This window comes from Phycicoccus sp. HDW14 (assembly GCF_011383005.1).
Taxonomy (GTDB): domain Bacteria; phylum Actinomycetota; class Actinomycetes; order Actinomycetales; family Dermatophilaceae; genus Phycicoccus.
In genome coordinates, this window is record NZ_CP049935.1 from 3,290,234 (window position 1) to 3,305,161 (window position 14,928).

Here is a 14,928-nt window from a genome sequence, read left to right on the forward strand (position 1 = left end):
GGGGCACGACGGAGGGAAGCACGACATGGCGTTCAGCACGGGCGACGAGGTCAGCTGGAACACCTCGCAGGGCAGCACCCACGGCACGGTCAGGGAGAAGCGCACGAGCGACTTCCAGCACGACGGGCAGACGTTCAAACCCACCGACGACGACCCGTACTACATCGTCGAGTCGGCGAAGACCGGCGCCACCGCGGCCCACAAGGAGTCGGCGCTGAGGAAGCACTCGTGAGCCCGGTCCCCCCGAAGGACGTCCAGCGGGCCGCGGCCCGGGCCGTCCGCTGGATCGGCGAGGGGCGGGCGGGGGAGGGCTTCACGACGACGGGGCGTCGCCGGGCCACGCAGCTCGCCGGTGCCGAGGACGTGAGCACGGACGTGCTGCGCCGGATGCGCGACTACTTCTCGCGGCACGCCGCCGACAAGGAGGCCGCGGGGTTCCAGCGCGGCGGGGCGGGCTACCCCAGCCCGGGACGGGTCGCCTGGGACGCGTGGGGTGGCGACGCCGGCGAGCGCTGGGCCAACAGCCGGAAGTTCACCGAGGACTGACCGCCGGGACGGCTCGCGAGCCGTCCCGCTCGTCGCGAGCCGCGCCGGTCGGGCTCGGGAGGACCGGACCGGCTCGCGAGCCGGTCCGTCCTCGTCGCCCGGCCGCACCGCGGTCAGCCGAGGTGGCCGCGGACGCTCGCGTGCCCCTTGAGCAGGTTGCGGGCGATGGTCCGGCGCTGGATCTCGTCGGTGCCCTCGTAGATGCGCAGCAGCCGCAGCTCGCGGTACCAGCGCTCGAGCGGCAGGTCGCGGGTGTAGCCCATCCCGCCGTGCACCTGGAGCATCCGGTCGACGATCTGGTTGGCGTGCACCCCGCCGAACAGCTTGGCCGTCGACTGCGCCTGGCGCGAGTCGCGCCCGGCATCCACCTGCCACGCGGCGGACAGGACGAGCCAGCGCAGCGCCTCGATCTCGACGGCCGAGTCGGCGATCATCCACTGGATGGCCTGCCGCTCGGCGATCGGCTTCCCGAAGGTCACCCGGGTGCGCGCGTGCTCCATCGCCATCTCGACCATCCGCTCGCAGCCGCCGAGGGCGCGCGCCGGCAGCAGGTAGCGGCCCTTGCCGATCCACTGCATGGCCAGCGCGAAGCCCTTCCCGACCTCGCCGAGCACCGCCGACCCGGGCACGCGGACGTCGTCGAAGGTCAGCGCCGCCGGACCCCACTCGCCCATCGTGTCGATCGGGTGCGAGGTCCATCCGCGGTCGCGGTCGACGAGGAAGCAGGTGACCGACTCGCCGGTGCGTCCCTCCGCGTGCGCCTCGGGGTCGGTGACGGCGAAGACCATGACGAAGTCGGCCTCGTGCCCGCCGGTGATGAAGGTCTTCTCGCCGTTGATCACCCAGTCGTCGCCGTCCTGGCGGGCAGCGGTGCGGATGGCCCGCGCGTCCGACCCGGCCCCGGGCTCGGTGATGGCGAAGCAGCTGCGCCGCGTGCCCTCGATGGTGGGCCGCAGGTACTCGTCCTGCTGGCTCTCCGAGGCGTTGAAGAGGATGTTGTCGGCCTCGCCGGCGAACCGGAACGGGACGAACGAGCGCCCGAGCTCGACCTCGACGAGCGCCGCCATGACGGCCGACAGGCCCATCCCGCCGTACTCCTCGGGCGTCAGCACTCCGAAGAAGCCGGCCTCGCGGGCGGTGTCCTGCAGCCGTTTCAGCTCCTCGGCGGGCAGGCCGCGTTCGTGCCGACGCTCGCGGGCGAGGACGTCCTGCTCGAGCGGCATGACCTCCTTCTCGACGAAGGTCCGCACCCACTGGCGGATGTCGCGCTCGTCGTCGGTGAGGTCGAGGTCCATCGGTCGTGCTCCCGTCGGTCGGCGTGCCCCGGGACGTCGGTGGCCCGGGGCACCCCCCGATCATCACCCCTGCCGCTGCGCGTCGGGGCCGCGCGCGTCGGACCGATGAGTTCCGGCCCCCGCGCCGGTCAACCCCCACGAGGGCACCGGTGGGTGACCCTTGCCGGGGCGCCACGGCCTCGGGACACTGGACGACACCGCCCGCCGACCACTCGGGCGGGAGACGGAAGGGGCCGGCATGTCCGACGCAGCCATCCACGTGCTCGTGGGGACGAGCAAGGGAGCCTTCGTCCTCGACGGGGACGCCGACCGGTCCGGATGGACCGTGCGCGGCCCGTACTGCGACGGGTGGCCGGTCAACCACGTCGTCGGGGACCCCGGGACCGGCACGATGTGGGCCGGCGGCGGGGGCGACTGGTCGGGCGCCGGGGTCTGGCGCTCCGACGACGCCGGGCACACCTGGGAGCTCACGAAGCTGACGACCGGCGAGATGGACACCTGGGCGGCGAACGACCCGGGCTTCGCGGCGATGATCGGGTGGACGGAGGAGCCGGCGCCCTTCGGCGACGCGTTCTCGCAGGTGTGGTCGCTCGCCCGCGTCGGTGACCGCCTCTACGCCGGCACCAAGCCCGCCACCCTCCTCGTGAGCGACGACGACGGTCGCACGTGGTCGGAGGTCAAGGGCCTCACCGACCACCCGTCGCGGCCGGAGTGGAATCCCGGCGGCGCGGGGTTGGTGCTCCACACGATCGTCGCCGACCCGGCGGACCCCGAGCGGATGTGGGTCGGCATCTCGGCGGCCGGCGTGTTCGTCACCCGCGACGGCGGGGTGACGTGGGAGCGGGCCAACGACCTCGCCGAGTCGGCCGCCGACGGCACGGCCGAGCACCCCGCGGAGCCGTCGGAGGGGCAGGTCGGCCACTGCGTCCACCACCTCGAGCACGCCGAGGGCGACCTGCTCTACCAGCAGAACCACCACGGGGTGTGGCGCTCGGACGACGGGGCGGCACCTGGCGAGACGTCACCGAGGGCCTCCCGTCGACCTTCGGCTTCCCGCTCCAGACCCATCCGCGCGACCCGCAGACCGTGTGGACGTTGCCGCTGAACGGCGACATGGCCGGGCGCTACCCGCCGGATGCGGCTGCGGCGGTGTGGCGTTCGCGCGACGGCGGCGCCTCGTGGGAGGCCCGTCGCGACGGCCTGCCGCAGCAGTCGTGCTTCTTCACCGTGCTGCGGCAGGCGATGAGCGGCGACCGCCAGGAGCCCGCCGGGGTGTACTTCGGCACCAACAGCGGGTCGGTGTTCGCCAGCCGCGACGAGGGCGAGACGTGGGACGAGGTGGCCCGTCACCTGCCGACCGTGCTGGCCGTGGAGGTGCTCGAACCGCGAGGATGAGCCCGTGAGCAGCACCACGACGACGGCCGTCTCCTTCACCGCCACCCCCGAGGTGGTGCGCGGGGTGACGCTGCTGCGGCTGCCCACCGAGGCCAGCCGGGCCCTGCCCTCGCGCGGTCAGGTGGCCGTCACGGGGATGCTCGACGGCGAGCCGTTCGAGACCGTCGTCGAGCCGGACGGTCGTCGGGGTCACTGGATCCGGCTGTCGGACAGGGCATCCGGCGAGGACGTCGAGGTGTCGCTCGCGGTGGCGGAGGAGTGGCCCGAGCCGTCGGTACCGGCCGACCTCACCGCGGCGCTCCACGACGCGCCGGACCACATCCGTGCGGTCTGGGACGACATCACCCCGATGGCCCGCTGGGAGTGGGTGCGCTGGGTCGGCGCCACCGCCAACCCGGACACCCGCGCCAAGCGCGTCGGGGTGAGCATCGACAAGATCGACCACGGCAAGCGCCGCCCCTGCTGCTTCGACCTCTCCTCGTGCACCGACCCGGACGTCGCCCGCGGCGGCAAGCTGCCCGAGCCGTCCTGACCCGGGCGCCCCCAAGTTCCCGGAGTCGAGGGCGGAAGTGGTCGTTCCGGCAGCCACTTGCGCACTCGACTCGGCAGAGTCCGGGCGACCTGCCCGCGTCCCCCCGCGACCGCACCCGGACCCGCGCACCTCTCCCGGAGCGGGGGCCACCTACGATCGCGGCATGAGTGCCGACCTCGTCGCCAAGGGCCTGGCCGGGGGGTACGCACACCGCACCCTCTTCGAGTCCCTCGACCTCACGGTCGCCCCGGGCGACGTCGTCGGCGTGGTGGGGCCAACGGCGCCGGGAAGACGACGCTGCTGCGCCTCCTCGCCGGCGACCTCGAGCCGCTGGCCGGCACCATCGCCACCGCGCCCGCCGACGCGTTCGTCGGCTGGCTGCCGCAGGAGCACGAGCGCCTGCCCGGGGAGGGCATCGCGGGGTACGTCGCGCGCCGCACCGGAGCCGCGGCGGCGACCATCGCGATGGAGGCCGCGGCCTCGGCGATGGCCGACCCCGACGCCCCGTCCACGGCCGGCGACGCCTTCGCCCACGCCCTCGACCACTGGCAGGCCACCGGAGCACCCGACCTCGGGGAACGGCTGCCACCGGCGCTCGCCGACCTCGGCCTCGACCTCCCGCCGGACACCCCGATGACCGCGCTCTCGGGCGGTCAGGCGGCCCGGGTGGCCCTGGCGGCCCTGCTGCTCAGCCGCTTCGACGTCGTCCTCCTCGACGAGCCGACGAACGACCTCGACCTCGCCGGGCTGCGGCGGCTCGAGGACGTCGTCCGCGGGATGCGCGCCGGCGTCGTCCTCGTCTCGCACGACCGCGAGTTCCTCTCGCGGGTCGTCACCCGCATCGTCGAGCTCGACCTCGCCCAGCACTCGGTCGCGGTCTTCGACGGCGGGTACGACGCCTACCTCGAGGAGCGGGCGGTCGCGCGCCGTCACGCGCGGGAGGCCTACGAGGAGTTCGCCTCGACGAAGGCCGACCTCGAGGGTCGGGCCCGCACCCAGCGCGAGTGGAGCTCGCAGGGCGTCCGCAACGCGATGCGTAAGAGCCCGGACAACGACAAGATCCGCCGGAAGGCGCAGGCGGAGTCCTCGGAGAAGCAGGCTCGCAAGGTGCGCCAGATGGAGTCGCGGATCGCGCGGCTGGACGAGGTCGCCGAGCCGCGCAAGGAGTGGCAGCTGCAGTTCAGCATCGGCCGGGCGCCCCGCTCGAGCTCGGTCGTGGCGACCCTCGACGACGCAGCGGTCCGGCTGGGGGAGTTCGACTTCGGGCCGGCCTCGCTGCAGGTGGGCGCGGGGGAGCGGATCGGCGTGACCGGCCCGAACGGCGCCGGCAAGACGACGCTGCTCCGCCTTCTCACCGGGCGGTTGGCACCCGACACCGGGCGCGCGAGCCGCGGGCCGTCGGTCGCCGTCGGCGAGATCGACCAGGCCCGCACCGGCCTCGCCGAGGACCGGCCGCTGGGCGCGGCGGTCGAGGACGCCCTGCCGCAGCTGGCGCCGGCCGACGTCCGCACCCTCCTCGCGAAGTTCGGGCTGAGGGCCGACCAGGTGGCGACACCCGTCGGCGGCCTCTCACCCGGCGAGCGCACCCGCGCGGCGATGGCCCTGCTCCAGGCGCGGGGGTGAACGTCCTCGTGCTCGACGAGCCGACGAACCACCTCGACCTGCCCGCCATCGAGCAGCTCGAGTCGGCGCTGGAGTCCTACGACGGCACGCTGCTGCTCGTGACGCACGACCGCCGGCTGCTCGACGCCGTCCGGCTCGACCAGCGCTGGCACGTCGAGGACGGACGGGTCACGGTCACGCACGTCGGCTGACGCCCCGGGCTCACACCTGGCAGCCCGGGCACCAGAAGAGGTTGCGACCGGCCATCGACTCCTTGACGACGAGCTCGCCGCAGCGCGGGCAGGGCCGTCCGTGCCGCCGGTAGACCGCGTAGACGGGCCGGATGCGCCCGGTGCCGCCGTCGGCGAGCAGGGTCTCGGCGCGGTCGACGTCCCCGTCCGCGACGAGGATGCGGCCGGTGCGCACCCCGAGCGGCATGAGCCGGACGAGGTCGTCCCACACCTCGTGGACGAGACGGGTCGGCACCTCGCGGGCCGGGGTGTGCGGGTCCAGGGCGTGGCGGTGCAGCAGCTCGGCCCGGTAGACGTTGCCGACGCCGGCGACGAGGGTCTGGTCCATGAGGACGGCGCCGACGGCCCGGCGCGTGCGTCCGATCCGCTCGAGCACGGAGGCCGGCAACCGGTCCCCGCGCAGCGGGTCGGCGCCCAGACCGGCCTCCACCGTCGCCCACTCGGCCGGGGTGACCAGCTCGCAGACGATCGGCCCGCGCAGGTCCCCGACGTGCGTGCGGTTCACCATCCGCAGCCGCACCTGTCCGGTGAGCGGGAGGTCGGTCGGCGGCTCGCCGCGGTCGACCCGCCGGTGTCGACGCACCCCGAAGCGCCCGAACAGCCCGAGGTGCACGTGGACGACGCGTTCGCCCTCGACGTGGACCGCGAGGTGCTTGCCGTGCGCCTCCGCCGACTCGACGCGGGCTCCGTCGAGCACCGCCGCCGACTCCGCGAACCGCCCCTGGGGCGAGGAGAAGCGCACCGCCGTCCCGGCGAACGCCGCCTCGACGCGCTGCGCGAGCGCGTGGATCGTGTGGCCTTCGGGCATCGGCCCATCCTCGCCCGCGGGGCAGACAGCGGCGCGGGCGGACCCTGGGCTCGAGACCGGGCCTTGGCGCCGGGCCCGGGCGGCCTCTACGGTCGAGGCCATCGAGGAGGAGGTCGGCATGGCGGGCGAGCAGCACGACCGGAAGACGACGGCGACCGGCGGGGACGTCGAGGAGTTCGTCTCGGGCGTACGTGACGAGCGGCGGCGCGCGGACGCGCAGGAGGCGCTGGCCCTGCTCCGCGAGGTGACCGGGGCCGAACCGCGGATGTGGGGGCCGAGCACCATCGGGTTCGGGCGTCAGCCCTACAGCACGGCCGACGGCAAGCAGCGCGAGTGGTTCGCCGTGGGACTGTCCCCGCGCAAGGCGGCGCTGACGCTCTACGGCCTGACCTACGACGGCAGCAACGACGACCTCCTGGGCCGGCTGGGCCCGCACACCACCGGCAAGGGCTGCCTCTACGTCAAGCGGCTCGCCGACCTCGACCGCAACGTGCTCACCGAGCTCGTCGGGCGGGCCTGGGCGAGCAACCACGAGCCGGAGGGATGAACCCGCCGCCGGGCGGGGCAGGCATCCCCGTCGACGCGCTCGACTTCTACGACGACCTCGCCGCCGAGAACACCCGGACGTGGTGGCAGGCGAACCGGGCGCGCTGGGAGGAGTCGGTGCGCGAGCCGATGGAGTGGCTCGTCGAGGCCCTGACCGACGAGTTCGGGGCGGCCCGGCTCTACCGGCCGCACCGCGACGTGCGCTTCAGTGCCGACAAGTCGCCGTACAAGGACCACCAGGGCGCGCTGGCCGCGACCGTGCCCGGCGTCGGGTTCTACGTGCAGGTCTCGGCCGAGGGGCTGATGACCGGGGGCGGCTTCTACCCGAGCGGCCCGGACCAGACACCGCGCTACCGGGCGGCGGTCGACGCACCGGCCTCGGGCGGGGCCCTGCAGGCGGTGGTGGACCGCCTCGTCGCCTCGGGTTTCGAGATCGGCGGCGAGCAGGTGGCGACCCGGCCGCGCGGGGTGGCGGCCGACCACCCCCGCCTCGACCTGATGCGCCACAAGCACCTCATCGCGGCCCGCCGCCACGGGTCGCCGCCGTGGCTCGACACCCCCGAGGTGCTCGAGCGCGTGCGGGCCGACTGGCGGGCCGTGCGCCCGCTCGTCGACTGGCTGACCGAGCACGTCGGCGCCACGCAGGTACCGCGCGGGCGCTGACCGCGCGCCCGCCCGGTCGGCGCCGCCGCCGCCATGCGGGAGAATCGACCCCGATGACGCTCACCGACCGCCTCACCGGCGACCCCACCGGCGACCCCACCGAGGCGGGCTCCGGGGCCGACGCCGCCCTCGACGTCTTCGTCGAGTGGGCCGGCGAGCGCGGCTTCGCCCTCTACCCGGCGCAGGAGGAGGCCGTGCTGGCGCTCGCCGAGGGCGCCCACGTCGTCCTCGCCACGCCCACCGGCTCCGGCAAGTCGCTCGTCGCCGTCGCCGCGCACGCGCAGGCCCTCGCCACCGGTCGCCGTTCCTGGTACACCGCGCCCATCAAGGCCCTGGTGTCCGAGAAGTTCTTCGCCCTCGTCGAGACCTTCGGGGCCGAGCAGGTCGGGATGCTCACCGGTGACGCGGCCGTGAACCCCGGCGCCCCCATCATCTGCGCGACGGCCGAGGTCCTCGCGAACCACGCACTGCGGGAACGGGATGCGTCCGACATCGGGCTCGTCGTCATGGACGAGTTCCACTTCTACGGCGAGCCCGACCGCGGATGGGCGTGGCAGGTGCCGCTGCTGCTGCTGCCCGACACCCAGCTGCTGCTCATGTCGGCGACCCTCGGCGACACCACCGAGCTCGAGCGCGACCTCGGCCGCCGCACCGCCCGCGAGGTCGTGTCGGTCAAGGGCGTCGAGCGACCCGTCCCGCTCGAGCACGAGTGGGTCCTCACCGCGGTGCACGAGACCATCGAGCTGCTGCTGCGCGACGACCGCGCGCCGGTGTACGTCGTCTCGTTCACGCAGTCCGGGGCCGTCGAGCAGGCCCAGGCCCTCATGTCGGTCGAGGTGGTGCCGTCGGCGCGCAAGGCGGCCATCAAGGAGGCGGTCGGCGGGTTCCGGTTCGGGAAGGGGTTCGGGCAGACGCTGCGCCGGCTCGTGCTGCACGGCATCGGCGTCCACCACGCGGGGATGCTGCCGAAGTACCGGCGCCTCGTCGAGACCCTCGCGCAGGCCGGTCTGCTCGCGGTCGTGTGCGGCACCGACACCCTCGGCGTCGGCATCAACGTGCCCATCCGCACCGTCCTCTTCACGTCGCTGACGAAGTACGACGGGCGCAAGCAGCGGGTGCTGCGGGCGCGCGAGTTCCACCAGATCGCCGGACGGGCCGGGCGCGCGGGGTTCGACACCGTCGGCTACGTCGTCGTCCAGGCGCCCGAGCACGTCATCGAGAACTCCAAGGCACTCGCGAAGGCCGGCGGCGACCCGAAGAAGGAGCGGCGGGTCGTCCGCCGCAAGCCGCCCGAGGGTGTGCTGACGTACGCGCAGTCGACGTACGACCGGCTCGTCACGGCCGAGCCCGAGCCGCTGACCTCGAAGATGCGCGTCACGCACGCGATGGTGCTCAACGTCCTCGACCAGTGGGAGGGCCAGCAGGACGCGCTGCACACCCTCCTGCTCGACAACCACGAGGACGACGAGCGTCGCGAGCGGATGGTCGAGCGGGCCGTGCAGGTGCTCGGGTCGCTGCTGCGGGCCGGGGTGGTCGAGCCGGACGACGGCTCGGTCGTCGCCGACTGGCTTCCGCCCGAACCGGATCCGCCCGAGGCGCCTCCCGTGGAGGCGGCACCGGCGCCCGAGCCCGACCCGGCACCCGTCGGAGAAGGACTGGGCGCGCTGGGGGCAGCGCTGGCCGCCGCCGGCCTGGCCCCCACCCCCTCTGCATCGTCCGGCTCGTCCGGGTCGAGTGCGGAAACGGCTGCCCGGGCGACCGGCTCCGCACTCGACGCCGAGGACGCGGTGGAGGCATCCCCCCTCGAGCGGTTCCTTCGGCGCGAGGGGCGGCGGTACGAGGAGGGCCCGTTCCAGGTCGCGATGGACCTGCACGAGGGGTTCGCGCTCAACCAGGCGCTGTCGGCCTTCGCGCTGGCCGCCCTCGAGCTGCTCGACCGCGAGTCGCCCGACTACGCACTCGACGTCGTGAGCGTCATCGAGGCCACCCTCGACGACCCGCGCCCGGTGCTCATGGCCCAACAGTTCGAGGCGCGCGGCGAAGCCGTGGCGGCGATGAAGGCCGACGGCATGGAGTACGAGGAGCGGATGGACGCCCTCGAGGACGTCACGTGGCCCAAACCCCTCGCCGAGCTGCTCGAGCAGTCGCTGCGCACCTACCGGCAGCGCCATCCGTGGGTCGACCCGCGCGACCTGTCGCCCAAGTCCGTCGTGCGCGAGCTGTTCGAGCGGGCGATGACCTTCGGCGACTTCGTGGCCCACCACAAGCTGGCCCGCGCCGAGGGCGTCGTGCTGCGCTACCTCACCGACGCCTACCGCGCGCTGCGCTCGACGGTCCCGACCTCGGCGCGCACCGAGGAGCTCGACGACCTCGTCGAGTGGCTCGGCGAGGTGGTGCGGGGCACCGACTCCAGCCTCCTCGACGAGTGGGAGGCGCTGGCCAACCCATCGGACGCCGCCGACCCCGAGGTGCGACCCACGACCGAGGGCCGGGCGCTCTCCGCGAACCCGCGCGCGCTGCGGGTGATGGTGCGCCAGAGCATGTTCCGCAGGGTCGAGCTGCTGTCGCTCGGGAGGTACGAGGCCCTCGCGGCGATCGACGGCGGCCTGTCGGCGGAGCAGTGGCAGGACGCCGCGGCCGGCTACCTCGCCGAGTACCGGCAGTTCTCGACCGGGCCGGCCGCCCGCGGGCCGGCGCTCTTCACGGTCGAGGAGGGCGACGGCCTCTGGCACGTCACCCAGGTGCTCGACGACGAGGACGGCGACCACGACTGGCGCCTGACGGCCGAGCTCGACCTCGCCGCCACCGACGAGGCCGGCGAGCCCGCCCTCGTCGTCACCGGCCTCGCGCCCCTGACCTGAGGGGACGCCGCCCCGACGCTCCATCGGGTCGAGGTATTCCGCCACCGCGAGACGGCAGCGGGATACCTCGAACCAGCCGTGACCGTCCCGGTGAGCGGAACTTTGTGTCCCAGCTCGCGAGAGCGGCGGGAATCGGTGCCGGTGGTGACGTGTTGGGCCCGGACGGACCACCCCCTCAGACCCCTCCGGAAGGACCTCGCCGTGGCCTCGACCACCGCCACCGACCCGCGCCCCACCGACGACGGCACCCCGGACGGCCCCGCCCGCCGCCGCCTGCGCCTCCCGTTCTGGGCCCAGATCGTCGCCGGCCTCGTGCTCGGCGCGCTCCTCGGCTGGCTGGCCCGGGCCACCTCCTCCGACGGCCTGACCACCACCCTGGACGTCATCGGCAGCAGCTTCGTCAGCCTGCTGCGCACCATCGTCGTGCCGCTCGTCTTCCTCGCCATCGTCGTCAGCGTCGCCCGGCTCCGCGACGTGACGAACGCCGCGCGCCTCGCGGGCCAGACCCTCCTGTGGTTCGCGATCACCGCGGCCATCGCGGTCGGCATCGGCATCACCATCGGCCTGGTCACCGACCCCGGGCTGCGCACGAGCGTCGACCGCTCGGCGGTGGCCGCCCCGGGCCACACCGGCGCGTGGACCGACTTCCTCCAGGGCATCGTCCCCGCGAACATCCTCGGCCTGCAGGGCAGCTCGGGCGACGACGGCTCGGTGAGCCTGGACTTCAACGTCCTCCAGATCGTCGTCATCGCCCTGCTCATCGGTGTCGCGGTGCTCAAGACCGGGAAGCGCGCCGAGCCGTTCGTCGCCTTCTCCGAGAGCTTCCTCGCCGTCGTGCAGACCGTGCTGTGGTGGGTCATCCGGCTCTCGCCGCTCGGGACGCTCGGCCTCATCGGCACCGCCGTCGCGACCTACGGCTGGGACCTGCTCGCCCCGCTCGCCGTCTTCACGATCGACGTCTACGTCGGGTGCGCCCTCGTCCTGCTCGTCGTCTACCCGCTCGTCCTGCGGGCCCACGGCCTGAGCCCGGCGAAGTTCTTCTCCGGCGCCTGGCCGGCCCTCCAGCTGGCGTTCGTGTCGCGCAGCTCGGTCGGCACGATGCCGGTCACCCAGTACGTCACGACGCGCAACCTCGGCGTCCCGCGCGAGTACGCCTCGTTCTCGGTGCCGCTCGGCGCGACGACGAAGATGGACGGCTGCGCCGCGATCTACCCGGCCCTGGCCGCGATCTTCGTCGCGCAGTTCTTCGGGGTCGACCTCGGCGTCACCGACTACCTGCTCATCGCCTTCGTGTCGGTCGTCGGCTCGGCGGCCACGGCGGGCCTCACCGGCGCGGTGGTCATGCTGACCCTCACGCTGTCGACGCTCGGGCTGCCGCTCGAGGGCGTCGGGCTGCTGCTCGCCATCGACCCCGTCCTCGACATGATGCGGACGATGACGAACGTCGCCGGCCAGGCGCTGGTGCCGACCGTCGTCGCCAAGCGCGAGGGCATCCTCGACGAGGCCGTCTACGCGGGCGACCGCTCGCGCGACCCCGTGGGCGACGCCGCCCTCGCCGCCGCCTGATCTCCGGGCACCACCGGAGCGCCTCGGTGGGAGGGTCGACCGGGTCGAGACCCGGTCGACCCTCCCCGGGCGTCACCGAGACAGGCAACCGGCGACGACTCCGGACGCCGTGCGCTGGGCCTGCGGAGGTATCACCGCGGACGGCCCTCCCTCCTCGTTCTCGACCGGTGAGAGGAGACGGCCATGAACGGCATCGTGGGGGCGGTCGGTGACGCGGGGCGGCGCGACCTGTTCTACCTGGACGAGGACTTCCACCTGAAGCAGCGCACGTGGAACGGGCAGGAGTGGGTCATCCAGTGGATCGACCACGGAGGCATCTTCACCTCGGTGCCGGCGGTGGTGTCCAGGGTCGACACCCACCGGCCGATCGTCGTCGGTGACCTGGGGGACCTCGAGGACCTGACCGTCGACGAGTCGGCCGGTCCCGCGCCCGGCCACGGCCCGGGTCACGTCCCGCCGACGCACCTCCCGACGACGCCGCTCACGCCTGCCGGCGGGCTCGCCCCGCTCGAGCCGGCGCTCCCCACTCCCGCGCCCGTCGAGCCGGTGCCGGGCGGAGGTCCCGGCGTCGAGCCGTGGGTCGGGCACGGACCCTTCGGACCCGAGGTGACCGAGCAGCGCATCGACGTGTTCGGCCTGGGGCTCGACTACGCCATGTACACGAAGACCCTCTGGGGCGGGGCCGGCCGCCCGTCCGGCCCGTGGCGCCGTCTCGAGGGTGTGTTCACGAGCGCACCGGCCGCCATCTGGCTCGGCGACGAGCTGCACGTGCTCGGGCTCGGCGTCGACCTCGGCATGTACTGGCGGACCCGCACCCGGTCCGGATGGACCCCGGGATGGCAACGGGTGGGTGGGTACTTCAGCAGCCCTCCGGTCGTCGTGTCGTGGGGGCCCGGCCGTTTCGACGTGTTCGCGCGCGGGGCCGACTTCTCACTGCGCCGGCGCCGGTTCGAGAGCGGCGCGTGGGACCCCGAGTGGCAGAACCTCGGTGGCAACCTCGCGTCGGCACCGGCGGTCGCCAGCTGGGGCCCGGACCGACTCGACGTCGTCGCCGTCGGCCACCGCGACGGCGCCACGCCGGACGGCGGCCTCGTCCACCGCTGGTGGGACGGCGACATCTGGAACGACTGGGAGCAGATCGCCGGCCGCACGACCGGTGACGACGTCGCGTTCACCTCCGCGCCCGCCATCGCGACCCGAGGCCCGGGTCGTCTCGACGTCTGCGCCATCGACACCGCCGGCACGTTGCGGCACATCGCCTTCGGGGACGGCGCGTGGAGCGACCCGACGCCGGTCAGCCCGGTGCAGCAGATGCGCTCGACGCCGATGCTGCTCGCGACGGGCCCGGACGAGGTCGAGGTCATCACCCCCGGCGTCGACCGGAACCTGTGGCGCAAGACGCTCACCGCGGGCACCTGGGAGCCGCTCAACTTCTGGCAGCTCGGCGACCACGTGCGGCTCCCCTCGCAGTACCGGTTCTCGATCGACCTCGTCCGGGTCGACACGGCCCGCTCGTTCAACAACGACACGGTGACCGGGCAGTGCACCCTGGCCGTCGGGAGCTGGCCCACGCGGACGGGCCGCGACGACTGGCCGTTGCGCACCCGGACCCAGCGTCTGGGGAAGATGGGCGGCACGTCGCCCGACGAGGGGCAGACCAACCTCCTGAGCCTCGACCCGGTGACCATCGAGCTCCACGAGTCGGCCGCCTTCGGGTACACCTTCGTCAACAGCGACGAGCCCGAGGACGTCGTGTCCGCGGCCCTCCAGGGTCAGGCCGAGAAGCTCGCGGAGTGGTCCGGTCGCGCCTTCGTCAAGGCGGCCGCGGGCGGCGTGGGCCTGACGAAGGTGGAGGTCGGTGACCTCTCGGCGCCGATCACCGGACCACTCCTCGGACTGCTCGGGGGTGGTTCGGTGAGGTCCTGCGCGCGCTCGTCGAGGACGCGTGCGACGGGGCGGTCGCCGCCGAGAACTTCGTCCGCCGGGGCGACGAGCTGCACCGGGTGACGGCCGGCGGGCCGGTGACGATGCGCGTGCGCCACCACGGGAGCAACTCGCCGACGCTCTGCGGGGCGGAGTCGGACTACGTGGTGACGTGGACGATCGCCCGGTCCCGGCTCTGACCGAGGGGTCAGGGGCGGGCGTCGGGGCGGTCGGGTCGCGGGTGGCGTCGAGGGCCACGAGGAGGAGCATGACCACGCCGGTGAGGACCGCCGCGGCCGCCACGGGCACCGCACCGGCCACCACGCCGAGCAGCAGGCCCGCCAGGCCGATCGCCGCGAGGGTCAGGCCGAGGGTGGCGAAGACCGGGGCCCCGAACGCCCGGGCGAACGGGAGGAAGTGCAGCCCCACGCCGATGACGACGACGGCCGGCATCAGCTCGTGCCGGTCGAGCGCGTCGAGCACCCGGCGGCCCACGGCGAACAGCGCGAGCATCCCCAGCACCGACCCCACGTAGACCAGCCCGCGCCCCGGGCCGGCGGTCCCGCATCGGCCAACCGGCGCGGGCGCACGAGCACGGCCCACCCCAGACCAGCAGCGCCACGGCCCAGGCGACGACGGCGACGGTGGCCCACGGACCCGGCAGCACACCCCGGTTGGCGTGGACGAAGGCGCTGGCCCCCGCGGCCCCGATGACGGCACCGATGACCTGCGGGTGCATCAGGTGCGTGATGCCCCGGTGCGGACGCGTGGGCGCAGCGGTGCGCTCCGTGGTGGACATGTGTCGGTTCCTCCCCCTCGACGACCGGGCCACGGTACCCCGCGTGACAGGTGACGATCTCCTGACCATCCGGTATCGCTGCGTCACGCGGGCTGGTCGCTGTCGGTGCCGTGGGTGAGGATGGACGGACGCGCCCGACCG

Annotated in this window: 12 protein-coding genes and 1 pseudogene; 11 read left to right on the plus strand and 2 right to left on the minus strand. The window is 74.0% G+C overall.

The window, feature by feature from the left end; translation table 11 throughout:
* Nucleotides 1–25 precede the first annotated feature (25 nt).
* Nucleotides 26–232, plus strand: a complete 207-nt coding sequence (locus tag G7075_RS16210; RefSeq protein ID WP_166123379.1) for a DUF2945 domain-containing protein — start codon at nt 26–28, stop codon at nt 230–232.
* Nucleotides 229–546, plus strand: coding sequence for a hypothetical protein (locus tag G7075_RS16215; protein WP_166123381.1), 318 nt, complete (start codon nt 229–231; stop codon nt 544–546). The genes G7075_RS16210 and G7075_RS16215 overlap by 4 nt, the downstream gene beginning before the upstream one ends.
* A gap of 113 nt (nt 547–659) precedes the next feature.
* On the opposite strand, the gene G7075_RS16220 is transcribed toward G7075_RS16215, so the two are convergent.
* Nucleotides 660–1,841 carry an acyl-CoA dehydrogenase family protein gene (locus G7075_RS16220; protein ID WP_166123383.1) on the minus strand — a complete coding sequence of 394 codons (1,182 nt, stop codon included), beginning with the start codon at nt 1,839–1,841 and terminating at the stop codon, nt 660–662.
* Between the two features lie 238 nt (nt 1,842–2,079).
* Here G7075_RS16220 and G7075_RS16225 point away from each other — a divergent pair, with 238 nt between their 5' ends.
* From G7075_RS16225 to G7075_RS16235, 4 genes and pseudogenes are all read left to right on the plus strand, one after another.
* Complete coding sequence (locus G7075_RS16225; RefSeq protein WP_205860541.1) at nt 2,080–2,946, plus strand: sialidase family protein; 867 nt, start codon at nt 2,080–2,082, stop codon at nt 2,944–2,946.
* Nucleotides 2,937–3,236: a sialidase family protein gene (locus G7075_RS20405; RefSeq protein WP_205860542.1), complete on the plus strand. Its 300-nt coding sequence runs from the start codon at nt 2,937–2,939 to the stop codon at nt 3,234–3,236. Before G7075_RS16225 ends, G7075_RS20405 begins: the two co-directional genes overlap by 10 nt.
* A gap of 4 nt (nt 3,237–3,240) precedes the next feature.
* Complete coding sequence (locus G7075_RS16230; protein WP_166123385.1) at nt 3,241–3,768, plus strand: YdeI/OmpD-associated family protein; 528 nt, start codon at nt 3,241–3,243, stop codon at nt 3,766–3,768.
* Between the two features lie 163 nt (nt 3,769–3,931).
* Nucleotides 3,932–5,582 (plus strand): annotated as a pseudogene (locus G7075_RS16235) (ABC-F family ATP-binding cassette domain-containing protein).
* Nucleotides 5,583–5,592: 10 nt separating this feature from the next.
* On the opposite strand, the gene G7075_RS16240 reads toward G7075_RS16235, so the two are convergent.
* On the minus strand, nt 5,593–6,429 hold the full coding sequence (locus G7075_RS16240; RefSeq protein ID WP_166123387.1) for an Fpg/Nei family DNA glycosylase: 837 nt from the start codon (nt 6,427–6,429) through the stop codon (nt 5,593–5,595).
* Nucleotides 6,430–6,547: 118 nt separating this feature from the next.
* Between G7075_RS16240 and G7075_RS16245 the strand changes: the two genes are divergently transcribed.
* From G7075_RS16245 to G7075_RS16270, 5 genes are all read left to right on the plus strand, one after another.
* Nucleotides 6,548–6,976, plus strand: a complete 429-nt coding sequence (locus G7075_RS16245; protein WP_166123389.1) for a DUF1801 domain-containing protein — start codon at nt 6,548–6,550, stop codon at nt 6,974–6,976.
* Nucleotides 6,973–7,638 carry a DUF2461 domain-containing protein gene (locus tag G7075_RS16250; RefSeq protein WP_166123391.1) on the plus strand — a complete coding sequence of 222 codons (666 nt, stop codon included), beginning with the start codon at nt 6,973–6,975 and terminating at the stop codon, nt 7,636–7,638. Before G7075_RS16245 ends, G7075_RS16250 begins: the two co-directional genes overlap by 4 nt.
* Before the next feature lie 53 nt (nt 7,639–7,691).
* Nucleotides 7,692–10,499, plus strand: a complete 2,808-nt coding sequence (locus G7075_RS20410; RefSeq protein WP_205860543.1) for an RNA helicase — start codon at nt 7,692–7,694, stop codon at nt 10,497–10,499.
* A 201-nt stretch (nt 10,500–10,700) separates the two neighbouring features.
* A complete protein-coding gene (locus G7075_RS16265; protein ID WP_166123393.1) occupies nt 10,701–12,065 on the plus strand; it encodes a dicarboxylate/amino acid:cation symporter in 1,365 nt (454 codons plus the stop codon).
* 183 nt (nt 12,066–12,248) lie between these two features.
* On the plus strand, nt 12,249–14,072 hold the full coding sequence (locus G7075_RS16270; protein WP_166123395.1) for a hypothetical protein: 1,824 nt from the start codon (nt 12,249–12,251) through the stop codon (nt 14,070–14,072).
* Nucleotides 14,073–14,928: the final 856 nt, after the last annotated feature.